Genomic DNA, 25759 nt, shown 5'->3' on the forward strand with positions numbered 1-25759 from the left:
CTCACGGCGTCCGCGAGAGTCTCGGTCAGTTGCCGACGTAGGCCGCGAGGTGCTCAGCGGTGAGGGTGCGGCGGGCGGCGACGAGGTCGGCGGGTGTGCCCTCGAAGACGATCCGGCCGCCGTCGTGGCCGGCGCCGGGACCGAGGTCGATGATCCAGTCGGCGTGCGCCATGACCGCCTGATGGTGCTCGACGACGATGACCGACTTGCCGGAGTCGACGAGCCGGTCGAGCAGGCCGAGCAGTTGCTCGACGTCGGCGAGGTGCAGGCCCGTGGTCGGCTCGTCCAGGACGTAGATGCCGCCCTTGTCGGCCATGCGGGTGGCCAACTTGAGCCGCTGCCGCTCGCCGCCGGACAGCGTGGTGAGCGGCTGGCCGAGGTTGAGGTAACCGAGCCCGACGTCGGCGAGCCGGCCGAGGATGCGGTGCGCGGTCGGCGTGTGCGCCTCGCCGGTGCCGAAGAACTCATCGGCCTCGGTCACCGACATCGCCAGCACCTCGCTGATGTCGCGGCCGCCGAGGTGGTACTCCAGCACCGATGCCTGGTACCGCTTCCCCTCGCACTCCTCGCAGGTGGTGGCGACGCCGGCCATCATTGCCAGGTCGGTGTAGATGACGCCGGCGCCGTTGCAGTTGGGGCAGGCGCCCTCGGAATTGGCGCTGAACAGCGCAGGCTTCACGCCGTTGGCCTTCGCGAAGGCCTTACGGATCGGGTCGAGCAGTCCGGTGTATGTCGCCGGGTTGCTCCGCCGCGAGCCGCGGATCGCACTCTGGTCGATCGACACCACACCCGCGCCGGCGGGGATCGACCCGTGCACGAGCGAACTCTTTCCGGAGCCGGCGACTCCGGTGACGACGGCGAGCACCCCGAGTGGGATGTCGACGTCGACGTCGCGCAGGTTGTGCGCTGTCGCGCCGCGGATCTCCAGCGTCCCGGTGGGCGTCCGCACCGTGTCCTTGAGGGCGGCCCGGTCGTCGAGATGGCGGCCGGTGATGGTGCCGCCGGCCCGCAACCCCTCGACGGTGCCCTCGAAGCAGACGGTGCCGCCCGCGGTACCGGCGCCGGGGCCGAGGTCGACGACGTGGTCGGCGATCGCGATCGTCTCCGGCTTGTGCTCCACGACAAGCACCGTGTTGCCCTTGTCCCGCAGCCGCAGCAGCAGGCCGTTCATCCGCTGGATGTCATGGGGGTGCATGCCGATGGTGGGCTCGTCGAAGACGTAGGTGACGTCGGTGAGCGAGGAGCCGAGGTGGCGGATCATCTTGACGCGCTGCGCCTCGCCGCCCGACAGCGTGCCCGACGGCCGGTCGAGCGAGAGGTAGCCGAGGCCGATCTCCACGAACGAGTCGAGAGTGTGCCGCAGCGCGGTGAGCAGCGGCGCCACCGATGGCTCGTCGAGGCCTTTGACCCATTCGGCCAGGTCGCTGATCTGCATCGCGCAGGCATCGGCGATGCTGATCCGATTGATCTTCGATGCCCGGGCCCCCTCGCTGAGCCGGGTGCCGTCGCACTCGGGACAGGTGGTGAAAGTGACCGCCCGCTCCACGAACGCCCGGATGTGCGGCTGCATCGACTCCTTGTCCTTGGACAGGAACGATTTCTGGATCTTGGGGATCAGCCCCTCGTAGGTGAGGTTCACGCCCTCGACCTTCACCTTGGTCGGCTCCCGGTAGAGGAAGTCCTGCATCTCCTTCTTGGTGTACTTGCAGATCGGCTTGTTCGGGTCGAGGAGGCCCGACTCGGCGTAGACCCGCACGGTCCAGAAGCTGTCCGATTTCCAGCCGGGGATGGTGAACGCGCCCTCGGCGAGCGACTTGGAGTCGTCGTAGAGCTGCCTGAGGTCGATGTCGGAGACCGTGCCCCGGCCCTCGCAGCGCGTACACATGCCGCCGGTGCGGGTGAAGGTCGCTTTCACCGCCTTCTTGGCACCGCGCTCGACGGTGATCGCACCGCTCGCCCGGACCGAGGGAACGTTGAAGGCGTATGCGCTGGGCGGGCCGATGTGCGGTTTGCCGAGCCGGCTGAAGAGGATGCGCAGCATCGCGTTGGCGTCGGTGGCGGTGCCGACGGTGGAGCGGGGGTCGGAACCCATCCGCTGCTGGTCGACGATGATCGCGGTCGTCAGCCCTTCGAGTACGTCGACCTCGGGCCGCGCCAGCGTCGGCATGAAGCCCTGCACGAAGGCGCTGTAGGTCTCGTTGATCAGCCGCTGCGACTCCGCGGCGATCGTGTCGAACACCAGAGAGCTCTTGCCCGAGCCGGAGACGCCGGTGAATACCGTCAGCCGGCGCTTCGGGATCTCGATGCTGACGTCCTTGAGGTTGTTCTCGCGCGCGCCGTGCACGCGGATCAGATTGTGGCTGTCGGCACCGTGCAGCGCAGTCGACTGCGTGTCAGTCCTCTTGGCCATGCTTTTCGTGTCTCCATCTGTTGGGTGGGGCCGCCTTCGCGGTCTCCGTCGGCGTCGCCTGGCTCGATCCGACCAGCTTCGAGGAGTACTCCTGGTTCTCCTTCGTCGGCGTGGTTGCGGCAACGGTCCGCTGTCTACCAGATCGGCGGTGTCGGCCGGGGTCGCGCTCGGCGCAAGAACCAAGGCATCCACGCCGCTTGGGCCCGTGACGCCTCCGGTACCCGGCCACGCGGCGCGCCCGGCCGAGGCGTCAGAGCAACCAGCGACCATCGCGCATCAGCTCGCGGTCGGGGATCTCGTTCACCTCGCGCGGGGCCTGGCTGCGGCGCGGGGTTCGCCGGCCGGGTAGCGCCCGGTCCGTGGGACCGGAGTTCACTGCCTGCGAGGCTGGCTGAAGCGCAGCATGGTGCCGGAGGGATCGCGGAAGGCGCAGTCGCGGACGCCGTACGGCTGGTCGATCGGCTCCTGCAGCACCTCGCCACCCGCGGCGCGGATGCGCTCGAAGGTGGCGTCGCAGTCGTCGGTCCTGAAGATGACACCGCGCAGCAGGCCCTTCGCCAGCAGTTCCGCCATGGCCTCCTTGTCGGCGGGTGAGGCATTCGGGTCCGCGAGCGGCGGCTCGAGGACGATCTCCACGTCCGGCTGCGACGGCGAGCCGACGGTCACCCAGCGCATACCCTCGAACCCGACGTCGTTGCGCACCTCCAGGCCGAGAACGTCCCGGTAGAAGGCGATCGCCTTGTCGTGGTCGTCGACGGCGATGAAGCACTGTGAAAGCTTGATGTCCATGCGCTTCACGCTACGGATGGGGGTCAGGTTTCGCTTCTCCATTCCTGACCGGTCACGTGTGGATCTTGGCGACACAGGCCAGGAGGGCGGCGCCCTCGTCACGGCTCGGGCCTGGTACGCGCTCGGGCGCTCGCCGACCGGTTCGGTGAAGCGAGAGCTGAACGACCCCGGCGATGTACAGCCGACCGCGAAGCAGACCTCCGTCACGCTCAGGTCGGCCCGCCGCAGCCGGACGCGAGTACTGCCGCGGCCTCGCCTGCACCGATGCCGGAGCAGGAGACCGGCGGCCTGAAGCGGAAGACGGATCGCTCAGATTGCGGAATCCCCGGGTGCTCCGGTGGTGAATGCGAGGATTTCGGGCACTGCTTCGCGCAGGCTCCCGAAGTGGCGGTGCACACCTTCCACCGCGACTGGGGTGTTGACTCCCCACACCGTCATTCCGGCACGCAGCCCGGATTTCACACCGGACGGCGCGTCCTCGATGACCAGACAGTGCTCAGGCCCGGCCCCGAGTCGCTCGGCAGCCAGTAGGTAGGGGACCGGTGACGGCTTGCCTTCCTCGACGGCGGCGGCATCCACCAGCACGTCGGGAACCGGCAGACCGGTCCGGGCGAACCGCCCGCGCACCCGGTGCTCGTAGTTCGACGTCACCAGACCCCAGCAGCCCGAGGGCAGAGCGGACAGCAACTCCGGCGCACCGTCGAAGGCGGCATAGAAACCGGACCGTACGTCCTCGTCTTCCAACGTGTGCAAGGCCGCCAGGCACTCCAGCGGATCCTGATCCGGAGCGACTGCCGCGAAGGTCTCCATCGGCCGCGTCCGCAGCGCCACCCGGTAGACCTCATCAGGGTCCAGTCCGTATCGCACCGCCCAAGTCCCCCAGACCTGCCGCTGATTCGCCACTGCGTCGATCAATGTGCCGTCGACATCAAAAAGGACGTACTTCCGGGGAACAGGTCGAGCGTGTTCGCTGGTCACGTCGTGATCATGCCATCCGCCGCTTCGGCTCGACTACGACGTGCCTGCCGACGAGCACAACACGGCGGCAGGACCTGGCCCGATGAGCCCCGGGTCAGGGGCGTGGTCCGAATGGGTTCAGCGCCACGGACTCGCGGCCTCCGCGGCTGCAGGGGCGACCTGTTCGTGCCCCTGCGTGTCACTGCTACGGACAGCGCCGGTAGCAGTGTTCGGCAGACCGTCGAGCGCGCCTGCTCGCGTGGTGATGGGGATGTCACAGGACCGACGGCAGAGGTTGCCGGGGGCGGGCGCCGGGGCACATGGGACCCCGCACCCCGCTGTCCTTCGGGGCCTTCGATTGCGGCGCGATCAGGGCGTATAGTGCGGTTGCCTGTTGTCGATTCCGTTCCGGCAAGGCACGGTTGTCGGGCGCTTCCGACATACTCCTCCTCGCACCCTGTAGGCCGTCAGCAGGGGCGGAAAGGAACACGATGCTGGAGGCAGCGGGTCTCACCCCGGCTGAGGAAGCCGTTTACCGGACTCTCGTGACGATGCCCACCGCGTCGGCTGACGACATTGCGAAGCAATCCGGTCTGGTGCCGTTGGAAGTTGAGCGCGTGCTCGCGGCGCTCAAAGCCAAAGGGCTGGCCAGCGGGACGGACCGCACGCCCCGCAGCTTCGTCGCCAATCCTCCGGACGTCGCGTTGTTGCCGCACCTCCAGAGGCAGTCCGACTCCCTCGACCAGGCCCGTGCGGCGGTCACTGATCTGCTGGAGACGTACCGGCGTACCAGGCGTCGAAGGGACCCCGACCAGCTGATCGAAGTCATCACCGGCGCCGAAGGGTTGCGCCAGCATCTGCGCCAGATCCAGGACAGTACGCGCCACGAGATGCTGTGGTTCTGCAAGGCGCAGTACGTGGCCATGCCCTCGGGAAGCAACCAGGCCGAGTTCGACGCTCTCGCCCGGGGCGTGCGTTACCGCGTCCTGTACGAACGGGCGTTTTTCGACGACCCCGGTGCTGTTGACAACGTTGCCGACGGCGTACGGGCGGGGGAGATGGCCCGTGCGGTCCCGCACCTTCCGCTGCGGCTGGCCGTTGCCGACCGGGCCATTGCCATCTGTCCCCTGGTGCCGGGCGGCCCCGGTGGGAGCTCCGAAGAGCCGACCACAGCATTGGTCCGCGGGAGCAACCTGCTGGAGGCCCTGGTCGCTCTGTTCGAGCGCTACTGGGTGGACGCCGTACCGTTGCACGTGAGTGAGTCCGGAACGGTCGACGGCACGGACGGGGCCGCTCGTGGCCACGAGCTGTCGGCGACCGATCGTCAGCTGCTGTCACTCCTTGTCGCAGGTGTGGCCGACAAGGCCATAGCCAGCCAGATGGGGCTGAGCCGACGCACCGTGCAGCGACGCATCCAAGCCATGATGGCCGTCGCGGGCGCGACCACACGGATGCAGCTGGCGTGGCAGGCCGCCCGCCGGAACTGGATGTAGCGCCCGCAGGGAGGTCCACATGAGCGCGCATCGCCCGACCCTTGGCCTGCCGACTGCAGGACGAAGCAATGTGCGAGCAGACGTGGGCGTGAGGGGCCGAGAGGTTGTTCAGTCGGCCGCCGATTCGGCTTCTGAGATCGCCCACGCGGCGTTGACCAGACCGATGTGGCTGAGCGCTTGGGGGAAGTTGCCGAGCATCTCACCGCTGCCGGTACCGATTTTTTCGGCGAGCAACCCGACGTCGTTCGCACAGGCCACAGCGTGGTCGAAGAGGTCACGGGCGGCAGCCACGTCCCCCGCCAGGGCCAAGGCCTTGGCGAGCCAGAAGGTGCACAGGGGGAAGCATCCCTCACGGCCGGGCAACCCGTCATCCGCGACCTGGTAGCGATAGACGAAGCCTTCTGGATCGGTGAGCCGGTCGCGGATGGTGTCGATCGTGGATCGCATCCGTGGTGCGTCGGCACGGACGAAGCCCATGATGGGCATCATCAGTACCGATGCGTCGAGCACGTCCGAGCCGAATGCCTGGGTGTAGGCGCCCACCTTCTCGCTCCAGCCGTTCTCCTCGATCGCTTCCCGGATCTCCTGTCTTGCTGCTGTCCAGGCCGGTACCCGGTCCGTGGCAGAAAGCTCCTTCGCGAGGGCCAGTCCACGGTCGAGCGCGACCCAGCACATGAGCTTTGAGTAGAGGAAGTGCTGTGGGAGCGGGAAAGGAGGCTCGGGAATCAGCGGAGGAATCCCTCGTAATCATGCTGCTGGAGCTGGCTGTTGATCTGCTTCACCGTTTCCAGACCCACACCCACGATGATGAGGATGCTTGTTCCGCTGAGGCTGCTGGCACCGCCATAACTCGCAAAGGCGACTGTTGGCACCAATGCGATCACCCCCAGATAGAGAGCTCCCGGCCACGTCATCCTGTTGAGGACATAGCCCAGGTACTGGGCGGTGGGTCGGCCGGCTCGGATTCCCGGGATGAAGCCACCGTATTTCGTCATGTTGTCTGCGACTTCCTGGGGGTTGAACGTGATCGACACGTAAAAGAATGCGAAGAAGACCGTCAACAGGAAATAGGCGGCTACGTAGTAGGGGTCGTCCCCCATGACGAAGTTGCGTTCGATCCACGCCTTCCACCCCGAGGTCGAACTGGAGAACTGTGCAATGACCTGTGGTATGTACAGCAGAGACGACGCGAAAATGACCGGAATCACGCCCGCTTGGTTGACTTTCATTGGGATGTATGTGGATGCGTGACCGTAGGATTTCCGGCCGATCACCCGCTTTGTGTACTGCACCGGGATGCGACGCTGGGCCTGCTCGACGAAGACGACCAAGCCCACCATGACGAATCCGACGGCGATGACGCTGCCGAAGTTGATCCAGCCACCGGCGATCTTGCCGTTCTGTTTGATGGCCCACAGCGTGCCGGGCAAGGTGGCCGCGGTCGAGACGAACACCAGGATCGACATGCCGTTGCCTACACCGCGGTCCGTGATCAGCTCGCCGAGCCACATCACGCAGGCTGTACCTGCGGCGATGGTGAGCACCATGATGGCGGTCATGAAGATCGACTTGTCCGGCACGATGTCCGAGGCGACCGGGCAGCCGCTGAACAGGGCGCCGCTCCGGACGGTTGCGACCAGACCTGTGCCCTGCAGTACGGCGAGTGCGACCGTGAGGTAGCGCGTGTACTGGGTGATCTTCGCCTGCCCCGCCGAGCCCTCTTTTTTGAGCGCTTCCAACTTCGGGATGACGACGGTCAGCAACTGAAGAATGATGCTCGCTGTGATGTACGGCAGGATGCCGAGTGCGAACACCGCGATATGTAGCAGTGCCCCGCCGCTGAACAGATTCAACAGACCGAGGAGACGGCTGCTGCCGGCCTGTGCTGCATTGATGCAGGCCTGGACGTTCCCGTAGTTCACCCCGGGGATCGGAATGTGTGCCCCGAAGCGGTAAAGGACGATCATGCCGAGCGTGAAGAGCACCTTATTGCGCAGTTCGGGCGTCCGGAATACGCGGACGATCGCGGTGGGCAAGATGCCTCCTTCGCCTCTGCGCCGGCGAGTCAGAGATGATCGTGTCGAGGGATGGCCGCATCGGCTATTTCCGACCGGGGAACACCTCGTCGGAACGTATGGCTGCGCCAAGGGCTGTCCCGTAGTGCGAAGCGTGCCACGATCACAAACTCGTCACCACTTGAGTCGAACTCGACTTGCGTAAGCCAACGAACAACCTCAAAGCCACGCAGCGCGGCAGCACGAGGTTGCACATCAAGGAGCGCAACTCGCGCATGCTGTCCGAGCAGGGCCGGGCCCGTTCGATGCGCTGCACCTGCCGGGTGCTCGCTGCTCCGCCGTCGGACGGCCGGAGCTTTGATGGCTCTCGTCGTAGCCGGGGCGGGAACCGCCGCGGGCGCCGGCGCCCGCGGAGCGTGAGCGGTCAGCGGCGGTAGCAGTACGAATCCGAGGAGGCGTCGCCGCCTTGCAGGCGCGTCTGGTGCACGCGCAGGCCGAGGAAGTCCGGGCCGTGCGGGAAGAAGCGGCTGTCGACGGAGAGCCCGCCGTGCGAGGGGTCGGCGTCGAGTTTGACCATCCACGGGTCGATGCCCGCGGGATAGAGCTGCGCGTCCCAGGCGGAGTACAAGGAGTTCGTCAGATACACGCGCCGCCCGTCGCGGCTGAGCTCGACCATCTGCGCTCCGCCGGTCAGGGGAATATCTGGTTCGGCGGGAAACGGCTGTCGGCCGACGACGCCGCCAAGACGCACGGACGAGGTCTGCCTCGGACGGAACGGGTCGCTCACGTCGTACTGGAGCAGCTCGCCGGTTCCCCATGCGGATACGTACAGCCACTGGTCGTCCACCGACAGGTCGATGTCGGTGATGAACGGGGGCACGGCGCCGAACGGCTGCAGCGCCGGGGGCAGGTCCTCCGTTTGCGCGGGCTCGGCAGGGATGGTGATCACCTTGCGGACCACGAAGTCCTCGCCCTTCCGGTTCCACAACCACACAGACGCCGACAGGTCCTCTACGTTGATCACGGTGTTTGCGAACCCCCACGTTGCCTCGGGGTCGTGCGCGGGACGCAGCTCCAGCACCATCTGGTTCTCATCCCCCAGATCGACGCGCTGCAGGTGCCGGCCGGAGTCCAGCTCCCAGAAGTGCAGTGAGTGGCCGTACTGGCGACCCAGCAGCAGTTCGGGCACAAGGCCGTCCTCGACCATCGAGGGGCTCCCCCACTCACTGGTCACGGCGATGTTCTGGCGCAGATGCCACCAGACGTCGTAGGCGAGCCGCTGCGGTCCGCGGTCGCTCTCCCAGGCGCGCAGCACTTCGAAGCTTTCGTGGTCCAGCAGCGCGACGCCGCCAGGCCCGTCCGCACCGTCCGCGCCGCCCAGGCAGGACAGGAACATTCCGTCGGGGCCACAGTGGAGTGTGTGGGGACGCGAATATCCGGCCTTGGCGGCCAACTCCTCGGGCTCGATCACCTTGACCAGGTGGGGGCGGGCGGGATCGGGGCTGGTGTCGAAGACGTGCAGCCGGGACGAGCGCAGTCCCGGGACGATGAGGTAGCGCCGCGTAGCGTGATGATGACCGGCATGCGCCAGCGCGCTCGAGCAGGCGTTCCAGCCGAAGTGGTGCAGTTCGTTGCCCGGATCGGGCAGCTCGGCGTGGGAGATCACGCGGCCGTATACGGGGGATTCGGGGTCGGTGCCGACGGTGAACAACGCGTCCGCGCGCTGTCCGGTCGGGTCGAAACCGACGACGTAGGCGAGCTTCTCCGGGGGTGCGGCGACGGCGTCCGCCGGAGTGCGGTACAAGGTGGGGTCCCTGTGGTCGTCGCGGTCATGAGCGTGATCGGTCGTCGTCATGGCTGTTCCTTCTCCCGAACGGGAGCCTGGACCTGGGGGACTCCCGACAGGCAGTCGGGCTCACCCGTTCGAGATCGATGTGCAGACGCCGGACATTGATGCCGTTGATTCAGCGTTTCACAGCCCCGAAGCACTGCCAAGGCGGCAGCGCGGCGGCGTGGGCCGGCCTCGGCGCGTGCCTCGCCTCAGGCACGTTCGAGGGCGGCGGCGCCGAGTGCAAGGGTGGCGCGATCACAAACCGTCGACTTCGACGACTGCTTCGGCAAAGGCCTTCGGGGCTTCCTGCGGCACGTTGTGGCCGATGCCCTTCAGGGTCCGGTGGGCGTACGGGCCGGTGAAGTGGCTGCGATAACCGGTGCCATCCCCGGGAGGAGTGAAGGGATCCAACTCGCCGTCAAGGGTCATCGTGGGCAGCGTGATGACGGGGCTCTGGGCAAGTCGTTCTTCGAGACGGTCGTATCGGGGGTCGCCCTTGGCCAGGCCAAGGCGCCAGCGATAGTTATGGATCACGATGGGGACCCAATCCGGATTGTCGAAGGCCGCCGCAGTGCGGTCGAACGTTGCGTCGTCGAAATGCCACGTCGGGGAGACGTTCTTCCAGATCAGTTTCGCGAAATCATGCGTGTACTGTGCAAGGCCGAGCCGACCTCTTTCTGTGGCGAAATAGTACTGATACCACCACGCCCACTCGGCCTCAGGTGGCAGCGGCTTCTTGTTGCGCTCGCGGTTGGTGATCAGGTAGCCGCTCACCGATACCAGCGCCTTGCAGCGTTCGGGCCAGAGAGCCGCGATGATGTCAGCCGTCCGTGATCCCCAGTCGAAGCCTGCCAGGATCGCCTTCCCGATCTTCAGCGCATCCATCAGCGCGATGAGGTCGAGAGCGAACACCGACTGCTGAGCATTCAGGAACGTCTTCGGCGAGAGGAAGCGCGTCGTGCCATGGCCGCGCAGATACGGGACGATCACTCGGTAACCCTGTGCGGCCAGCAAGGGCGCCACATCGACATAACTGTGAATGTCGTAGGGCCAGCCGTGCAGGAGAATGACCGCGGGACCCTTGGTGGGACCGGCCTCGGCGTACCCGATGTTCAGGACCCCGGCATTGATCTGCTTCAGTGAGCCGAAAGACGTGTTTCCCGGCTTACCCACGGGGTGCACCGTCGACTTTTCCCGGTCGGGTGCCGAGGCCGATGTCGCCGTGAGCGCCGACAGCGAGGCTCCGACTGTCCCCACGGCGAGAATCTTGGAAAACGTCCGCCTGTCGATGATCGTCACCTTTCTGTGAAGGCTTTTATACGCTCGTGCATGACAAACGAGTGGCCAAATCGGACGTGGCGGGTGAATAGCTCTTTTGCCGACCGCGTGTTGACGTCATGTGTCGTCGGCGTGAGTTCGAGATTCGGTTCCATGAGCGCATCATCTGTGGTTCACCACTGAGCGACTGACGGGCTCGGCGGTACGGACTCGGCTCGCCATCCGGCCCCCGTGTCGGTCCAGACCGCGCTTCCTCCCGGGCCGTCCCTGGGCTGCGCGGGGGCTCCCGAGGAAGTCGTAGATCAGGGGGCGGAGGCTTTTCGGACGGCTGGAATGCGGCACCTGGAGCACACGCGACGCCGACTCGGGACACCCCCATCGCATTTCCGGGGCGCCCTCCGATGCGACGACGACGGGGCTGACGCCGCACCACCCTTCGTCAACGGTCTGCCGGTCCGACTCAAGGAGCTCAAGTCGCCCCCGCGGGCGCGACTGGGCTGTTTCCGGAAGTCACCGGTCTGCCCGTCAGCCGTCCGGGGGAGCTCTCCGGGACGGCCGACGGTCTGCGATCCGGTCGCCGAGAAGTCGCCGCGCTGCCTGCCTCACAGTGACAGCACGCGGGTACGGCTGACGCCGCCGTACGCGATCCAAACCCCTTACCTCGAGCCATACTTCCCAGTGGCGCGAGCAAGGATGTCGCATATATTCCGTTTTGTGGACAGTTATGAAACTGAAGGTCCTTCAAGTGCCGGTTGGGACAGCCCTTAGGGGCGTCCTCTGCTGGGCCGGGCCGGGCCACGGAATCCGATCGCGGCAAGAGCGTGCGGCTTGCCACCTGGCTCCTGCCTGAGGGGAACGATGGCTGACGAGACGTTCACGACCCCGGATGAAGGGTGGAGCGGCGAAGGCTGTCCGGCGAGTGCGTTCGCCCGGCGGTCATTTCTTCACGGTGCCGCCGCGAGCCTGGCCGGAGCGGCCGGCGCGGTGGCCTTGGGCAGCGGTGCGGCGTACGCCGACACAGTGGCTGTTCCCAAGATGGGACCGGCATCTCGTGTGATCCCGTTCCATGGCTATCACCAGGCAGGCATCGCCACGCTGCCCCAGCAGGACGCGATTTTCGTCTCGTTCGATGTGACCGCCTCGAGCCGAGCAAAACTCACCGCCCTGTTCCGCACGCTGACCTCGCGAGCCCGTTTCCTCACGGCGGGCGGCAGACCACCGAAGGCGTCCCCGACCGCACCGCCGACGGACAACGGCATCCTGGGACCCACGGTCGTGGCGGATGGTCTCACCTTGACGGTCGCCGTGGGCGCATCCCTCTTCGACGACCGTTACGGACTCAAGTCGCGCAAGCCGCTCCAACTCGTCACGATGACTCCCTTCCGCCATGACGACCTGGACCCCGCGCTGAGCCAGGGGGACCTGCTGATCCAGATCTGCGCTGATCACCGCGACACGACGGTGCACGCACTGCTCGACATCCTGACGCATACCAAGTCCGCGATGAAGCTGCGCTGGCGCATCGACGGCCAGCGCAATCCGGAGCGTCCGGTCGGTGTCCGCCGCGACTGGTTCGGCTTCAAGGACGGCATCTCCAACCCATCCGTCTCCGACGACGCCCAGATGAATCAGGTGGTCTGGGTCCAGCCGAAGAGCGCCGAACCGGCCTGGACCGCGGGTGGTACGTACCACGTGGTGCGTATCGTCCATTTCTTTATCGAGGCATGGCAGAAGGTGCCCGTCGCCCAACAAGAGCGGATCTTCGGCCGCCGCAAGGCGAGCGGCGCACCCATGTACGCCGTCGGCGAGAACGCCCCGGAATTCTTCGACCCCGTCTACACCAACGACCCGCAGGGCCTGATCACCCCGCTGAACTCTCACATCCGTCTTGCCAATCCCCAGACTCCGCAGACCGCCGCGACGAGCACCATCCTGCGTCGCAGTTACGACTACGACCGGAGCCCCAACCTGCCGGAACTCGACATGGGGCATGCGTTCGTCTGCTTCCAGCAACGACTCAAGACCTACACCGCCATGCAGACCCGGCTGGAAGGCGAAGCACTGGTGCCGTTCATCAGCCCCCGGGGCGGGGGCTACTTCTTCGCACTTCCGGGCGTCCAGGACGAGAAGGACTACTACGCCCGCCGACTCCTGACCTGACCTCATCCGATCCCGCCGCCGGGCAGTCGTCGGCGGGATGTCGCCCGGTTCGGACCGAACCATCGCACTGCGCACAGGAGGCGAGATGTTCTCTGCCCTGCGGACCCGAGTCGGCAGCGGCCGCCGGCGACCCGGCAGGACGCTCCGGTCGGCACTCGCCGTGAGCATGGGGATCCTGCTGATCTCCTGTACGCCCACCCCCTCGGTCAAGAAGGAATCGGCTCCCGCGCCGATTGCGCCGACTGCGCCCGTTGCCGGCGTCAGTGGCCGCGTGTATGTCACGAACCAGCAGGACAACACACTCTCGGTGATCGACGCCCGAACCTACGAGGTCGTCGCAACCGTGCCGGCCGGTGTGGCGCCGGGAGGCCTCGCGGTCACCAAGGACGGCAAGCACGTATACATCGCCAACAGCGGCTCTGCCCGGGTCTCGGTCCTCGACACCCGGAGCAACAAGATCGTCAGAACCGTGCCGGTCGGGAAGGGCCCCACCGGTGTCGGCCTCAGCCCCGACGGCAGGTCCCTCTATGTCACCAACGGCAGGTCCAACACCGTCTCGCTGATCGACACCCGAACCAGTCGGGTGGCCGCGACCATCCCGGTCGGAAAATCTCCGGTGAATGTGGCGTTCAGTCGTGACGGTGGCAGGGCCTATGTGGCGAACGCCGGGTCGGGCAACCTGTCGGTCATCGACACCCGCACGCGCCGGGTCGCGCGGCAACTTCCCGCGGGGCGCTCCCCGGTGGGCGTAGCCCTCACCCCGGACGGCGAGTCGGCCTACGTCGCCGACGAAGTGGGAAAGCAGGTCCTTGCCGTCGCAATCCGTACCGGCAAGGCGACTGCCGTACAGGTGGGCGAGGGTCCCTTTGACGTGGCTGTGGGGCCCGACGGCCGCTTCGCCTACTCCGCCGATCTCGGCCCGGGCAACGTATCGGTGATCGACACCGACAAGAACCGCGTCTCGGCAACCATCGCCCTGGGCCCTCCCGGCACCGACCCGTTCAACCTGGAAGTCACCCCCCGCGCTGTCTACGTCACGAACCAGGGAGCGGGCACCCTCACGGTCATCGACCCGGCATCCCACAAGGTCGTCGCCACTGTCGCCCTCGGCGCCGGCCCCTACGGCGTCGCCGTGAGCTGAGCCGGCGATGCACTGCACCGTCATCCTCAAGGCAACGACCTGATCCACTCACTCTCGTGCACCAGGTCGTAAGCGTGGGTGCCTGGGGCCGCTCTGCGCGGATACGAGCGGATGCCGCGCTGGTGTTGAGGCCGTGGTGCGTCGTGGCGCTTTATTTTCGCCGCGACCCGACTCCCGGGTTCAGCGGACATCGTCACCGAAGTGGCTCGCTCGGCATGTCCTCGCGGCCGCGCTCGCCGGGCGCAGATGCCGATGGGTTCCGAGTCGGCAGAGCCAGGGTGTGGCGGGGCTCGAGCGGGGGTGGCCTCGATGGGGCCGGGAGCTGGCTGCGTAGATTGGTGCCGTCGTCGCGGTGGGACGGACGTCGGCAGTCCGCGGATGACATCCGACCCCACCTGTGTGTCAGAAAAGTCGGCAATTGGTTCCGCAGCCGGCCATTCCGTTCCAGGACCCGGTTCCGAGCCCGTGACTCATGTACCCGAACGCTGGATTCCGTTGGCGGCGGTGAGCCGGATGCCGGTGATCAAGTCCGGGCGGATGCGGACCGCATAGTCCATGGTCTGGTTCACCCAGGGGTTGAGCAGTGCGCGGTAGCGGGCCAGTTCACCCGGCTCGGTCACCAGGTGGGCGTAACCGGTGACCATCACGCTCCAACCGAGGTGCATGTCCGGGTCGATGGCGTCGGCCTCGTAGGCGACGACCACGCCCTGGCCGTCGGCCTGTCGCGCGCGCGAGGTCAGCGCCGCGCCCTCGTGCGTGCGGATGACGATGTCGCCGTTGTCCAGTACGTGGTTCACCGGGCGGATGGTCGGCAGCGCGTGACGAGTGAAGACGATCCTCCCGAAGGACACGCTGCCCAGCAGCCGCAAGGCTTCGTCACTGTCGAGCTCGACGCTCCGGCGTGGTCCGGCAGGAAGGGTCTGGGCGTGGTCCATGGTCATGGCAGGCTTCCGTACGGTTTTCGTTGCTCACTGTTGTGTGTCGTCGGCCGACGCGCGGACGGTGTCGCGTGACCGGTCGCGGTAATGACGGCCGGGGCTCGCCGCCAAGGCATGTAAGTCGTCCCTTTCGAGTCGAGCCGTGGACGGCTGCCTGTCCGTGGCACCCGGGTGAAGTGGGCCCCACGGGCAGGCCCGATCAGGTCATTGGAACCGCACCGGAGCTCCTCGTACCAGGGCCGTTCGGCCCTCGTGCGCGTCCGGCCGGCCCTGCCCACCCCAGTAGTAGGCGGTGCGCATGATGTTGTGCATGGGCATCCGAGGGTCGGCGGGCGCGCACTGGTCCTCGTAAGCGTTCACCCCAGGTGCCGACGGTCCCTTCCGGGGCTGACCGGTACCGCTTCGGACAGGCTGGGGGAGCCGTTCGGACAAGGGGTCGGCCCTAGGGTTCTTCGCGGCGTGACCTGCGCCGCTCGGGTGGCCGGCTCAGGACGATTCAGTGCGCGGTCGGCTGCGCAGGGCGGCAGTCGTCGATGTCGAACCCGAGCCTGCTGACCACACCGACGACGCCTTCCAAACGCCAGGTCGACCGAACGGCCAGAGGGACGTCACTACGGTGGTGAAGGCGTCCCTCCAGCACGACCATGCCGTCCCGGACGGAAACGGCGACGGCGCCGGGTGGCAGGCCCAGCGCGCTGACCAGGACCTCCTCCACCACCTGCTGACGGATCTCCTCGTCCGTACGCAGGAAGACCCGCAGCAGGTCGCGGCGGGTGGCGATACCGATGAGGCGGTCCTCCTCATCCACCACGGGCAGACGGTCGACGTTCTGGCGTTCCATCAGCCGTGCGGCATCCGAAACACGTTGCTCCGGGTGGACGGTGACGGCCGGGGTCGTCATCAGCTCTTCCGCTGTCGTGGCCACGGAGCAGTGCGCGAGATCGGCGCCGGAGACCACCCCGACCACCTTGTCATCGTGGTCGACGACCGGCAGTGCGCGGATACGGTGCCGATCCAGCAATCGCACCACGTCGTCCAACGGCGTCTGCCGGCTTGCGCAGACGACCTCGCTGGTCATGACTTCGCCGACGGTGCGCGTCTTCATGGCGCTTCCCTCCTTCACGGTGCGAGCGGGAGGCGGGCAGGCCTTGCTCCCCACTGGGTGACAGTGCCTCCACCTCGAGGCACCTGCCGGCCGCCTCGCCGCCCCTTCAGCCTGGCAGCCACCCTGCGCCGCGGCGCAGGGCCCAGATGTACCTGGTGGAGGACCGACCCGCCTCGCACCGGAGGGCCGGGAGGCTCTAATCCCGCCCGCTGACGGCCTGGCCACCACGCCACGGTGGGGGAGTGGCCGACCTGCGGGCCGCCTCCTTGCGGTGCAGGACCCGAGTCATCTGGCTGCGGAGGCGGTCCTGCAAACGGTCCGCCAGTTCATGTGCCGTCGCCTCCTGGGCGTGCACGACCACAAGAGTGTTCCCCACGACGAGCTCGGCCCTGGCAGCCCAGGGCTGCTCGACGTGGTGCGCCACTGCCTTCTCGATTCTCACCTCGCCGCTGACGTCTGGAACTCCGGGCCGGTTGAGAGCCGTGTCGAACTTGCTCCGAACGTACGCGAGTGCCTCTTCGTCCACATCGCCTTCCGCTCGCACCTGTACTGCGACGGTGGAGGTGACGTGGGTGCCGGTGTCCTTCGCAGTCATCTGCTCCGCTCCTTCGATCGTTGGGCAGCGGCTTCAGACTTCTGCGAGGAACGGTGTGGGCCCAGGGCTGTCAGGCCCCAGGAGCGGGGCCATAGGGCCTCCCCCTGCAGGGCCGCCGGACTCGCCCTTCGGCAGTGCGGGGCCGACCGGCTGCCGGGAGCCGCCAGGGGGCGTGGTCCTCGACGTGGACGTGTCCGGCTCGCCAGTTCGTACCCGCACGGCACCACTGCTTCTGGCTGCGGGAGACTCAGTGGAAACAGGGCCGACCGGCCCTGGCCCTTCGGCCCGGACCCAGAAATGATCCCGGTACGGAGACCGATACGGTCCAAGTGGACATCGACGAGTAACGCGGAACCAGGGAGCAAGTGATGGCGGACAGCAAGCAGCCCGGCCCCGACAGCCCGATCCGGGTCTTCCTGCTGGACGACCACGAGGTGGTACGACGTGGAGTGCGCGACCTGCTGAACGACGAGCCGGACATCGATGTGATCGGCGAGGCCGGCACCGTGGAGCAGGCCCTGGTGCGCGTCCCCGCACTGCGCCCGCACGTGGCGGTCCTGGACGTCCGGCTGCCCGACGGTGAGGGCGTGACCGTGTGCCGGGAGCTGCGCTCGCGCATGCCGGAGCTGGCCTGCCTGATGCTGACCTCCTTCGACGACGAGGAGGCGCTGCTGGACTCGATCATGGCGGGCGCGTCCGGATACGTTCTGAAGCAGATCCAAGGATCAGACCTGGTGTCCGCAGTACGCACCGTGGCCCGCGGCCAATCCCTGTTGGATCCGAGCGCCACCACCAGGCTGATGGCCCGTCTTCGGGGCGGGCAGCAGCAGGAAGAAGAGCCGGACGCCCTGCTCGGTCTGACCGAGCGGGAGCGGGAGATCCTCGCCCTGATCGGCGAGGGCCTCACCAACCGCCAGATCGGCCAGCGGCTGTACCTCGCCGAGAAGACGGTGAAGAACCACATCTCCCGCCTGCTCGCCAAGCTCGGCGTGGAGCGTCGTATCCAGGCCGCGGTCATAGCCACCCAGGTCCAGGACCGGCAGAGGCAGGAAGGGCGCTGAAGTCCCGGGGAAGGACCGGTAATCGCCGCTGCCCGCACCGCCTGGCACGCCTTCCTCCCCCGGCAGCGAGTCCGATCTCATACCGCTCTCATACCGCCGTCTGCCGCGGGCCGATAACGTGGCCCCGACGAGTACGATCGGCCGTCGGCAGGGTGAGGGGCTTTGGAAGAATCGCTGGCGAGAGGCCCCGAGGGTGCCCGGGTCCGGCTGCCGCAGTTGCGGCTGGACGAGCTGCTGGAGGAGTTGCAGGCCCGCCTGGACGCGGCCCGTGGCACCCGTGACCGCGTGCACAGCCTGCTGGAAGCGGTCCTCTCGGTCGGCCGTGAGCTCGACCTGGAGCAGGCGCTGCGCAGCATCGTGGAAGCCGCCGCGGTCCTGGTCGAGGCGGAGTACGCGGCCCTGGGCGTGATCGGCCCGGACGGCACGCGGCTGTCGGAGTTCCTCACGGTCGGTGTGAGCGAGGAGCAGATAGCCCGGATCGGTCCCTACCCGGAGGGCCATGGCATCCTGGGCGAGCTGATCCGCCACCCCGAGCCGCTGCGGCTGCCCAAGCTCTCCGCGCACCCGGCTTCGTACGGCTTCCCGGCACACCACCCGCCGATGAACACGTTTCTCGGTGTACCGATCCGCGTGCGCGACCAGGTATTCGGCAACCTGTACCTGACCGAGAAGCGCGGCGGAGCACAGTTCGACGAGGACGACGAGTCGGTCCTGTCCACGCTGGCCGTGGCGGCCGGCGTGGCCATCGACAACGCCCGCCTGTATGAGGAGTCCCGGCTGCGCGAACGCTGGCTGCGGGCGAGCGCGGAGATCACCCACAGCCTCATGTTCGGGAGTGACCGCGGTGAGGTCCTCGAGCTGATCGCCGAACGCGCGAGGGAGATCACCTCCGCGGCCCTCGCGGTGGTGGCGGTGCCCATGGAGGGCACCGACGCGTTCATGGTGGAACTCGCCATCGGACGCGAGGCTGAGGCGCATCGCGGGCTGGTCGTGCCCGCGGACGACAACCTGGTCGGACGGGCCTTCTCCAGCGCCGCGCCGGTCACGACCCCGGACGTCTCCCGCGACGAGCGTGGCGAGATGGGGATTCCGCCGGAGGTCTCTGCCACCGCGCCGCGCTTCACCGGGATGGGACCAGCCGTGGCTGTTCCCATTGGCTCCGGCGACGGTGCGCGAGGCGTGGTGCTGCTGGTCCGAGCGGAGGGCCGGACGGTGTTCTCCGAGAAGGAGACCGAGCCGCTGCAGGGATTCGCCGCTCAGGCCGCGGTGGCGATGGAGCTGGCGGAACGGCGCAGGGACGCGGAGCAGATCGCGGTGCTCGAGGACCGGGACCGCATCGCCCGGGACCTGCACGACCTGGCCATCCAGCGGTTGTTCGCCGCCGGTATGACGCTGCAGAGCGCCGGCCGCTTCATCGAGCACACGGAGGCCTCGGAGCGCGTGCTGCGAGCGGTGTACGACCTGGACGAGACCATTAAGATCATCAGGTCGACGATCTTCGGTCTGCGGACGCGCGACGACGACGGCTCCGTCGGCGTCGGCCTGCGGGCCCGCGTGGTGCGGGCGGTCGGCGAGGCCGCTCCGGTACTGGGCTTCGCCCCGAGCGTGCGCATGGAGGGCCTGCTCGACACGGACGTGCCGAAGGAGATCGCCGACCACGTGGTGGCCGTCCTCTCCGAGTCCCTGACCAACATCGCCCGGCATGCGCGCGCCGACCGGGCCGATGTCGGGCTCGAGACCGACGGGCGCGAGGTGCGGCTCACGGTGTCGGACAACGGCGTGGGCATCCCGCCCGGCGGTCGCCGCAGCGGTCTGCGCAACATGACCGAACGGGCCGAGCAACTGGGTGGAAAGCTGGAGCTGTCCAGCCAGGCCGACGGCGGCGGCACCACGCTGATCTGGCGGGTGCCCGTCAAGGAGGGCTAAGGGCTGTCCCGAAACCCCTGGCGGGCGCACGACGACATCTACGGTCTCCGACTGTCGAACCGGTCCCGTTGCCGTGAAGCGGGTCGACAGGCCCAAGGCCGTGGGTACTGCGTGGAGTCAGCCGGGCCGGGCCTCGAGCCACCGACGGTAGGCGGCAACCGCCGTCGGCAGCGTCGGGAAGATGAGGTCCGTCCCGACCGAGCCCGCGAGGCCGTACGCCTCCAGGTCGTCCAGCAGGTCCTGCTTGACCCGGGCGAGGGCGAACACGATGCCGCGGCCGCCCAGTTCGCGGCGCAGTTCGTCGACCGCGTCGAGGGCGGTGATGTCGACCTCCACGTTCGCCTCGGTGTTGAGGACGAACCAGTGGACGGGATCGGTCTGTTGGGCGACCGCGGCCAGCGCACGGCGCCGGAAGTCCTCCGCGTTGGCGAAGAACAGCGGCGAGTCGTAGCGGTAGACCAGCAGACCGGGGATCGTACGGGCCTGGGGGTAGTCGTCCACGTCGTGCATGCCCGCCACGCCGGGCACCAGTCCCTCCACCGCGTCGTGCGGGCGGGCCACCCGGGTCAGCAACTCGGCCACCGACAGGCCCACAGCCACGATCACGCCGTACAGGATGTCCAGGGCGAGCACCCCGGCCAGGCAGCCGAGCGCGAGCAGCAGTTCGCGGCGGCGGAAGGACGCCAGGCGGCGGAAGCCCGCGAGGTCGATCATCCGCACGGCGGCGTAGACGACGAGCGCGCCCAGCACGGCGGCGGGGGTGCGGGTCAGCAGCGGACTGAGGAAGAGCAGGACGGCCAGCACTGCCGCCCCGGCGACCAGGGAGTACGCCTGGCTGTGGGCACCCGTCGAGGAGGCGAGGGCGGTGCGGCTGGCGCTGCTGCTCACCGGGAAGCCGTGCAGGGCAGCGGCACCCAGGTTGGCCGTGCCCAGGGCGAGGAACTCCTGGTTGGCGTCGAGCACGGGCCCATCTGCCTCGCGGTCGGCGAACGCCCGTGCGGTGAGGATGAAGTCGGTGTACGCGACCAGCAGCACGCCGAGGGCGGGCAGCACCAGGTGCGGCAGCTCGCTCAGGTCGGGCAGGGCGAGGTCCGGCAGCCCCGAGGGGACCGTGCCGATCACCTTGATGCCGTACCGGTCGTCGAGGTCGAAGGCCACTACGGCCGCCGTACCGAGGACCATGGTGAGCAGCGGCCCGGGCAGCGCCGGAATGTAACGCGCCATCAGGAAGAGGAAGGCGAGCGCGGCGGCCGAGAAGACGACGGTGTTCGGGTGCGCCTCGTCCAGATGGCTGACGTACGACCACAGTTGGGGGAAGAACTCGGAGCTGGTCGTCGTCACCCCGGTGAGTTTGGGCACCTGGTCCACCATCATGATCAGGGCCACACCCGCGAGGTAGCCGATCAGGACGGGACGGGAGAGCAGGTCCGCGAGAAAGCCCAGTCGCACCGTCCGCGCCACGAGGCACAACAGCCCGACCGTGGCCGCGAGGCCGGCCGCCAGCGAGGCGTAGCGCCCGGAGTTCCCCGCGGCGAGCGGGCCGACCACGGCGGCCGTCATGAGGGCGGTCGTCGACTCGGGACCGACCGACAGCAGGCGCGAGGAACCGAACAGCGTGTACAGCGCCAGGGCCGGCAGGATCGCCCACAGCCCGGCGACCGGCGGCAGCCCGGCCACACCCGCGTACGCCATGACCTGCGGCACGAGGTAGGCCGCCACGGTCACTCCGGCCAGCAGGTCGCCCTTCAGCCACGCACGCCGATAGCGGAGAAGCGCGGCGAGGCCGGGCACCAGGCGGCGCCACCCGGGAATGTGCCCGTCCGAACCACCGGTCATGAGCCGCCCTTCGCCTTCAGGATCCACCGGAGCGCCGCCATCCTTCCAGCTGGGGGGGCGCGGTCCACGAGATGCCCACAGGGACCCACGCGTGCCGTGCACAACGCGTTCGCCCCAACAGGCCCCGTGGAAAGGGACCTTCAGCCCAACGGCCGCGGACCTTCGGCATCCGGCGGCGCGCGGTGCCCGCGACAAGAGTGAGGAGCGTCAGGACAACGACCGGACATCCCCGAAGGGATCACCGCCATGGCCGTGCACGAGCACCCTCACCGGAGCCCAGGCTTCCACCTGTTTTACCGCAGGAACCGCACCGGCTCCGCGATCGCCGTGTCGGCACGCACCGGCACCCACGCCGTGGGGGCCTACGCCCTGGCGTCCCTGCGTCTGCTCACCGGTTTCGTCTTCCTGTGGGCGTTCCTGGACAAGACTTTCGGCTTCGGCTACGCGACCGCGTCCGGCAAGGGCTGGATCGACGGCGGGTCGCCGACGAGGGGCTTCCTCGGTTCCGTTGCCGCCGGGCCGATGGAGTCGACGTTCCACTCGTGGGCCGGTGCTGCCTGGGCGGACTGGCTGTTCATGCTGGGCCTGCTCGGCATCGGCGTGGCCCTCATGGCCGGTGTGGCTCTGCGGCCGGCGGCGGTGGCGGGCACGGCGATGATGGCGTCGATGTGGATCGCCGAGTGGCCGCCGGCCAAGCACCTGTCGGACGGGTCGCCGAGCATGTCGACGAATCCCTTCGCCGACTACCACGTCATCTACGCGGTGGCACTGATCGCCGTGGCGGCCGCGGGCGCGGGTGCCACCTGGGGCCTGGGCCGGCTGTGGGCGCGGCTCCCGATCGTCCGCGACCACACCTGGCTGCGCTGAAAGCCCAGGGCGCGACGGCCGCTTGTTCGGGGACTGTCGCACCAAGCACGGCACAGGCCCGTCGGCCCGGCCGAAGGACCAGCGGCCCCTGCCCCGAAAGACCCCCTGAACACGACGCTGGAATCGGGTCCCTTCGGGCCCCGATTCAGGAGGTGGAGATCATGTCCCGTCCCATTACCGTAGGTTTCGACGGCTCGCCCGAGAGCCGTGCCGCCGCCGAATGGGCTGCCCGCGAGGCGAAGCTGCGCGGACTACCGGTGAGGCTCGTCCAGGTTTGGGAACCGGTACCGGAGCCCATGGCCCAGGCCCCGCTCCTCGGCGTCGAGACCCATCAGCACTGGACCGAGAGGGTGCCGCGCCAGGCCGCCGAAGGGCTACGGCTGCGCCACCCCGGTGTCGAGGTGACCACCGAACACGTCACCGGACGGCCCGCCGAGGCCCTGGCCCGCGCCGCGCAGGACGCCGAACTGCTCGTCCTCGGCTCTCGCGGCCTGGGCGGACTCGGCGGGTTCCTGGTCGGCTCGGTCGGCCTCGCAGTCGTGGCGTCCACCGAGCGACCCGTCGTCCTGGTCCGCGCCGGAGAGCAGGCCACCGACCAGCACGAGATGGACAAGGCCGGCATCCCGTCCACCGCCGCCGCCTTCCGCCCCGTCGTCCTCGGACTCGACGTCGGCAGCCCCGACGAGGCGCTGATCGGGTTCGCCTTCGACGCCGCCACGCGCCGGAACGTGCCGCTGCGCGTCGTGCACGGCTGGAACCCGCCGCCCTACTACGCCTACGGCATGGCCCTGGAGGCCGCGGTCCAGCGGGAGCTGGCGGAGGTCGACTCCACCGTCCTGACCGAGGAACTGCGCCCCTGGCGGCAGAAGTACCCCGACGTCGAGGTCGTGGCGGAGTCCCGCTACGGCAGCCCGTCCAACCTGCTGATCGACGCGTCTCGAGAGGCCTCTCTGGTCGTCGTCGGCCGACGCATCCGCCGCTCTTCCTTCGGCGCCCACATCGGCACCGTCACCCACGCCGTCCTGCATCACGCGACCGCCCCCGTCGCCGTCGTCGCACACGACTGACACGCCACTGCAGAAGGAGAAAAGAGACCATGAAGGCAGCAGTCGTACGAGCCTTCGGCGAGCCCCTGGTCATCGAGGAGCGCCCCGACCCCGAGCCCGGTCCCGGCCAGGTCCGCGTCCGCGTCGAGGCCTCCGGGCTGTGCCACACCGACATCCACGCCGCGCACGGTGACTGGCCCGTCAGGCCCACCCCGCCGTTCGTCCCCGGCCACGAGGGCGTCGGCCTCGTCGAGAAGCTCGGTGAGGGCGTCACGCATCTGAGCGTCGGTCAGCGGGTTGCCGTGCCGTGGCTGGGCCGGGCGTGCGGGCGGTGCGAGCACTGCCTGTCCGGCTGGGAGACACTCTGCGAGCAGCAGGTCAACACCGGCTACGGCTGCGACGGTGGGTACGCCGAGAAGATGCTGGCCTGGGCCGACTTCGCCCAGCCCGTGCCCGAGGGCGTCACCGCCTTCGAGGCCGCCCCACTGACCTGCGCCGGTGTCACCACCTACAAGGCTCTGAAGGTCGCCGACGTCAAGCCCACGCAACTCGTCGCGATCTCCGGCATCGGTGGCCTGGGCCACCTCGCCCTGCAGTACGCCAAGATCGCCGGCGCTACGGTCGCCGCGATCGACGTCACCGACGACAAGCTCCAGCTCGCCACCGAGCTCGGCGCCGACATCGTCATTGACGCCCGCAAGCAGGATGCCGGCAAGGAGCTGAAGAAGCACGGCGGTGCCCACGCGGCGATCGCCCTCGCGGTGAGCCCGGCCGCGTTCGAGGCCGTCAACTCCGGTTTGCGGCGCGGCGGCAAGCTCGTGATGGTGGCCCTGCCCGCACACGGCACCATCCAGGTCCCCGTCTTCGACACCGTCCTGAACGGCACCTCCGTGATCGGCTCCATCGTCGGCACGCGACAGGACCTTGCCGAGGTCTTCCAGCTCCACACGGCCGGCCGTACGAAGGTCATCTACGAGACCCGTCCGCTCGCCTCCGTGAACGAGTCGATCGACGCGGTGCTGCGCGGCGAGATCAAGGCCCGCGTCGTCTTCGACCTCGGCGCGGGACGGTGAGGACGATGGACCTCCCGATCGTCGTCGGTGTCGACGGCTCGGAGCCCAGCATGCGGGCCGTCGACTGGGCGGCCGACGAGGCCGCCCTGCGAGGCGCGTCACTACGGCTGGTGTACGCCTCGCTGTGGGAGCGGTACGAGGGCACCTCCCTCGCGCAGGACCTCGACAAGCCCGACGAACAAGTGAGAGCGGAGGACATCGTCGCGACCGCCGCGCGCCGTGCGCACAGCCGCCGGCCCGACGTGGAGGTCACCACCGACGTGCTGCCCGAGGAACCGGAGTACGCGCTGGTACGGGAGAGCCGCACCGCCGCTGCGTTGGTCCTGGGCTCGCGCGGCCGCAGCAGTCTGGCCGAGGCGCTTCTCGGGTCGGTCGGTGTCACGGTGGTCGGCCACGCGTACTGCCCGGTGATCGTGGTGCGCGGCAGTCACGACAACCGGGTTCGCACCGGGGCTCGCCGCATCGTCCTGGGCGTCGGCGAGAAGCCTGCGGACGCAGCGGCGGTGCGCTTCGCCGTGGAGGAAGCGAAACGCCGTGGCGTGCCGCTGGAGGCCGTACGAGCCTGGCGCTGTCCCGCGCACGAGACCACCGATCACCCCCTGATGGCCGGCGAACCCGCCCGGCTGCACAAGGAACGGGCCATGGAGGAGCTGGGAGCGGCCTTGCAGGACGTCCCGGCCGACGCTGAAGTCCACCGGCGCACCGTCGAGGGCCACGCCCGCCGGGTACTGATCGACGCGTCGGCCGACGCCGGCCTGCTCGTTGTGGGAGCCCGGCGCCGTGAGGGTCACTTCGGTCTCCAGCTCGGCGGCGTCGCCCACGCGGTCCTGCACCACTCGGCCTGCCCGGTTGCCGTCGTGCCGCAGCGGGCGTGAAGGCCGTGACCGGCTCAGAGGCTCGCGGCGTGGTCGGGGACGTAGGTCTGCAGATCGCGCGGCGGGCGCTGGTAGCCGGTCGACGGCGGCCGCTCCGGCAGCCCAGTACGAGGTCATCGGCCCACTCGTACTGTTCGGGCTCGGCGGCACCGTCACCGAGGTCCCTCGGCGATCACGCCGCCCGACTGGCCCCGCTCACCGACAACGACGTACCCGACCTGATCACCGCCCTGCGCAGCGCCCAGCTGCTGTTCGGCGCCCACGGCAGCGGGCCGGTCGATCTCGAAGGCCTGGAGCAGCTGCTCCTGCGCCTGTCCCGCCCGGCGGCGACCTGCCGCAGCTCTCCGAGGTCGACTTCAACCG

The 25759-nt window shown here is 68.5% G+C and carries 21 protein-coding genes and 2 pseudogenes; 10 read left to right on the forward strand and 13 right to left on the reverse strand.

Going from position 1 to position 25759, the window contains the following annotated elements; all coding sequences use genetic code 11:
- Positions 1 to 25: 25 nt before the first annotated feature.
- The 4 genes from ACFU8W_RS01095 to ACFU8W_RS01110 form a co-directional block, all read right to left on the reverse strand.
- Positions 26 to 2410 carry an ATP-binding cassette domain-containing protein gene (locus tag ACFU8W_RS01095; protein WP_384031061.1) on the reverse strand — a complete coding sequence of 795 codons (2385 nt, stop codon included), beginning with the start codon at positions 2408 to 2410 and terminating at the stop codon, positions 26 to 28.
- Positions 2411 to 2660: 250 nt separating this feature from the next.
- Positions 2661 to 2786: a hypothetical protein gene (locus tag ACFU8W_RS01100; protein WP_384031063.1), complete on the reverse strand. Its 126-nt coding sequence runs from the start codon at positions 2784 to 2786 to the stop codon at positions 2661 to 2663.
- Positions 2783 to 3199, reverse strand: coding sequence for a VOC family protein (locus tag ACFU8W_RS01105; protein ID WP_345515701.1), 417 nt, complete (start codon positions 3197 to 3199; stop codon positions 2783 to 2785). Before ACFU8W_RS01105 ends, ACFU8W_RS01100 begins: the two co-directional genes overlap by 4 nt.
- A 309-nt stretch (positions 3200 to 3508) precedes the next feature.
- Complete coding sequence (locus ACFU8W_RS01110; RefSeq protein ID WP_384031065.1) at positions 3509 to 4177, reverse strand: HAD-IA family hydrolase; 669 nt, start codon at positions 4175 to 4177, stop codon at positions 3509 to 3511.
- A gap of 470 nt (positions 4178 to 4647) precedes the next feature.
- Here ACFU8W_RS01110 and ACFU8W_RS01115 point away from each other — a divergent pair, with 470 nt between their 5' ends.
- Positions 4648 to 5649: a helix-turn-helix domain-containing protein gene (locus ACFU8W_RS01115; RefSeq protein WP_384031067.1), complete on the forward strand. Its 1002-nt coding sequence runs from the start codon at positions 4648 to 4650 to the stop codon at positions 5647 to 5649.
- 108 nt (positions 5650 to 5757) lie between these two features.
- Here the strand turns inward: ACFU8W_RS01115 and ACFU8W_RS01120 are convergent, their stop codons facing one another.
- From ACFU8W_RS01120 to ACFU8W_RS01135, 4 genes are all read right to left on the reverse strand, one after another.
- Positions 5758 to 6387, reverse strand: coding sequence for a glycoside hydrolase family 15 protein (locus tag ACFU8W_RS01120; protein WP_384032026.1), 630 nt, complete (start codon positions 6385 to 6387; stop codon positions 5758 to 5760).
- A complete protein-coding gene (secY, locus tag ACFU8W_RS01125) occupies positions 6375 to 7685 on the reverse strand; it encodes a preprotein translocase subunit SecY (protein WP_384031069.1) in 1311 nt (436 codons plus the stop codon). The genes ACFU8W_RS01120 and secY overlap by 13 nt, the downstream gene beginning before the upstream one ends.
- Positions 7686 to 8088: 403 nt before the next feature.
- Positions 8089 to 9519, reverse strand: coding sequence for a selenium-binding protein SBP56-related protein (locus ACFU8W_RS01130; protein ID WP_384031072.1), 1431 nt, complete (start codon positions 9517 to 9519; stop codon positions 8089 to 8091).
- Positions 9520 to 9750: 231 nt separating this feature from the next.
- Entirely contained in the window at positions 9751 to 10788 is a 1038-nt protein-coding gene (locus ACFU8W_RS01135) for an alpha/beta fold hydrolase (protein WP_384032028.1), read from the reverse strand.
- A gap of 843 nt (positions 10789 to 11631) precedes the next feature.
- Here ACFU8W_RS01135 and ACFU8W_RS01140 point away from each other — a divergent pair.
- Both ACFU8W_RS01140 and ACFU8W_RS01145 read left to right on the forward strand, forming a co-directional pair.
- Entirely contained in the window at positions 11632 to 12933 is a 1302-nt protein-coding gene (locus ACFU8W_RS01140) for a Dyp-type peroxidase (RefSeq protein WP_384031074.1), read from the forward strand.
- 85 nt (positions 12934 to 13018) lie between these two features.
- Entirely contained in the window at positions 13019 to 14074 is a 1056-nt protein-coding gene (locus tag ACFU8W_RS01145) for a cytochrome D1 domain-containing protein (RefSeq protein WP_384031076.1), read from the forward strand.
- 470 nt (positions 14075 to 14544) lie between these two features.
- Here the strand turns inward: ACFU8W_RS01145 and ACFU8W_RS01150 are convergent, their stop codons facing one another.
- The 3 genes from ACFU8W_RS01150 to ACFU8W_RS01160 all read right to left on the reverse strand — a co-directional run bounded on the left by ACFU8W_RS01150 (position 14545) and on the right by ACFU8W_RS01160 (position 16712).
- Positions 14545 to 15015, reverse strand: coding sequence for a pyridoxamine 5'-phosphate oxidase family protein (locus tag ACFU8W_RS01150; protein ID WP_345514559.1), 471 nt, complete (start codon positions 15013 to 15015; stop codon positions 14545 to 14547).
- Positions 15016 to 15508: 493 nt separating this feature from the next.
- Positions 15509 to 16117, reverse strand: a complete 609-nt coding sequence (locus ACFU8W_RS01155) for a CBS domain-containing protein (RefSeq protein WP_384031079.1) — start codon at positions 16115 to 16117, stop codon at positions 15509 to 15511.
- Positions 16118 to 16313: 196 nt separating this feature from the next.
- Positions 16314 to 16712 carry a hypothetical protein gene (locus tag ACFU8W_RS01160; protein ID WP_384031081.1) on the reverse strand — a complete coding sequence of 133 codons (399 nt, stop codon included), beginning with the start codon at positions 16710 to 16712 and terminating at the stop codon, positions 16314 to 16316.
- Between the two features lie 368 nt (positions 16713 to 17080).
- On the opposite strand from ACFU8W_RS01160, the gene ACFU8W_RS01165 reads away from it, so the two are divergent.
- Both ACFU8W_RS01165 and ACFU8W_RS01170 read left to right on the forward strand, forming a co-directional pair.
- A complete protein-coding gene (locus ACFU8W_RS01165) occupies positions 17081 to 17773 on the forward strand; it encodes a response regulator transcription factor (RefSeq protein ID WP_345514555.1) in 693 nt (230 codons plus the stop codon).
- Positions 17774 to 17935: 162 nt separating this feature from the next.
- Positions 17936 to 19699: a GAF domain-containing protein gene (locus ACFU8W_RS01170; protein ID WP_384031084.1), complete on the forward strand. Its 1764-nt coding sequence runs from the start codon at positions 17936 to 17938 to the stop codon at positions 19697 to 19699.
- A gap of 117 nt (positions 19700 to 19816) precedes the next feature.
- On the opposite strand, the gene ACFU8W_RS01175 is transcribed toward ACFU8W_RS01170, so the two are convergent.
- Positions 19817 to 21535 carry a SulP family inorganic anion transporter gene (locus ACFU8W_RS01175; protein ID WP_384031086.1) on the reverse strand — a complete coding sequence of 573 codons (1719 nt, stop codon included), beginning with the start codon at positions 21533 to 21535 and terminating at the stop codon, positions 19817 to 19819.
- 246 nt (positions 21536 to 21781) lie between these two features.
- On the opposite strand from ACFU8W_RS01175, the gene ACFU8W_RS01180 reads away from it, so the two are divergent.
- From ACFU8W_RS01180 to ACFU8W_RS01195, 4 genes are all read left to right on the forward strand, one after another.
- The gene (locus tag ACFU8W_RS01180; protein WP_384031088.1) at positions 21782 to 22402 is read left to right on the forward strand and encodes a hypothetical protein; all 621 of its coding nucleotides are present in this window, start codon (positions 21782 to 21784) and stop codon (positions 22400 to 22402) included.
- Positions 22403 to 22563: 161 nt separating this feature from the next.
- Positions 22564 to 23469, forward strand: a complete 906-nt coding sequence (locus tag ACFU8W_RS01185; protein WP_384031090.1) for a universal stress protein — start codon at positions 22564 to 22566, stop codon at positions 23467 to 23469.
- 29 nt (positions 23470 to 23498) lie between these two features.
- Positions 23499 to 24521 carry a zinc-dependent alcohol dehydrogenase gene (locus ACFU8W_RS01190; RefSeq protein ID WP_384031092.1) on the forward strand — a complete coding sequence of 341 codons (1023 nt, stop codon included), beginning with the start codon at positions 23499 to 23501 and terminating at the stop codon, positions 24519 to 24521.
- Positions 24522 to 24526: 5 nt separating this feature from the next.
- Complete coding sequence (locus ACFU8W_RS01195; protein ID WP_384031094.1) at positions 24527 to 25396, forward strand: universal stress protein; 870 nt, start codon at positions 24527 to 24529, stop codon at positions 25394 to 25396.
- 14 nt (positions 25397 to 25410) lie between these two features.
- On the opposite strand, the pseudogene ACFU8W_RS01200 reads toward ACFU8W_RS01195, so the two are convergent.
- Positions 25411 to 25509, reverse strand: a pseudogene (locus ACFU8W_RS01200) (polyphosphate kinase 2); the annotation flags it as partial.
- Between ACFU8W_RS01200 and ACFU8W_RS01205 the strand changes: the two are divergent.
- A pseudogene (locus tag ACFU8W_RS01205) lies at positions 25506 to 25757 on the forward strand (acetate--CoA ligase family protein); the annotation flags it as partial. The pseudogenes ACFU8W_RS01200 and ACFU8W_RS01205 overlap by 4 nt on opposite strands.
- Positions 25758 to 25759 lie beyond the last annotated feature (2 nt).

It is taken from the genome of Streptomyces sp. NPDC057565, from assembly GCF_042801455.1.
Classification (GTDB): Bacteria; Actinomycetota; Actinomycetes; order Streptomycetales; family Streptomycetaceae; genus Streptomyces; species Streptomyces yanii.

Coding starts and splice junctions, on each gene's coding strand:
- ACFU8W_RS01095 (WP_384031061.1), bottom strand. CDS start 2,410: ATGGCCAAGAGGACTGACACGCAGTCGACTGCGCTGCACGGTGCCGAC.
- ACFU8W_RS01105 (WP_345515701.1), bottom strand. CDS start 3,199: ATGGACATCAAGCTTTCACAGTGCTTCATCGCCGTCGACGACCACGAC.
- ACFU8W_RS01115 (WP_384031067.1), top strand. CDS start 4,648: ATGCTGGAGGCAGCGGGTCTCACCCCGGCTGAGGAAGCCGTTTACCGG.
- ACFU8W_RS01130 (WP_384031072.1), bottom strand. CDS start 9,519: ATGACGACGACCGATCACGCTCATGACCGCGACGACCACAGGGACCCC.
- ACFU8W_RS01140 (WP_384031074.1), top strand. CDS start 11,632: ATGGCTGACGAGACGTTCACGACCCCGGATGAAGGGTGGAGCGGCGAA.
- ACFU8W_RS01145 (WP_384031076.1), top strand. CDS start 13,019: ATGTTCTCTGCCCTGCGGACCCGAGTCGGCAGCGGCCGCCGGCGACCC.
- ACFU8W_RS01150 (WP_345514559.1), bottom strand. CDS start 15,015: ATGACCATGGACCACGCCCAGACCCTTCCTGCCGGACCACGCCGGAGC.
- ACFU8W_RS01155 (WP_384031079.1), bottom strand. CDS start 16,117: ATGAAGACGCGCACCGTCGGCGAAGTCATGACCAGCGAGGTCGTCTGC.
- ACFU8W_RS01160 (WP_384031081.1), bottom strand. CDS start 16,712: ATGACTGCGAAGGACACCGGCACCCACGTCACCTCCACCGTCGCAGTA.
- ACFU8W_RS01165 (WP_345514555.1), top strand. CDS start 17,081: ATGGCGGACAGCAAGCAGCCCGGCCCCGACAGCCCGATCCGGGTCTTC.
- ACFU8W_RS01175 (WP_384031086.1), bottom strand. CDS start 21,535: ATGACCGGTGGTTCGGACGGGCACATTCCCGGGTGGCGCCGCCTGGTG.
- ACFU8W_RS01180 (WP_384031088.1), top strand. CDS start 21,782: ATGGCCGTGCACGAGCACCCTCACCGGAGCCCAGGCTTCCACCTGTTT.
- ACFU8W_RS01185 (WP_384031090.1), top strand. CDS start 22,564: ATGTCCCGTCCCATTACCGTAGGTTTCGACGGCTCGCCCGAGAGCCGT.
- ACFU8W_RS01190 (WP_384031092.1), top strand. CDS start 23,499: ATGAAGGCAGCAGTCGTACGAGCCTTCGGCGAGCCCCTGGTCATCGAG.
- ACFU8W_RS01195 (WP_384031094.1), top strand. CDS start 24,527: ATGGACCTCCCGATCGTCGTCGGTGTCGACGGCTCGGAGCCCAGCATG.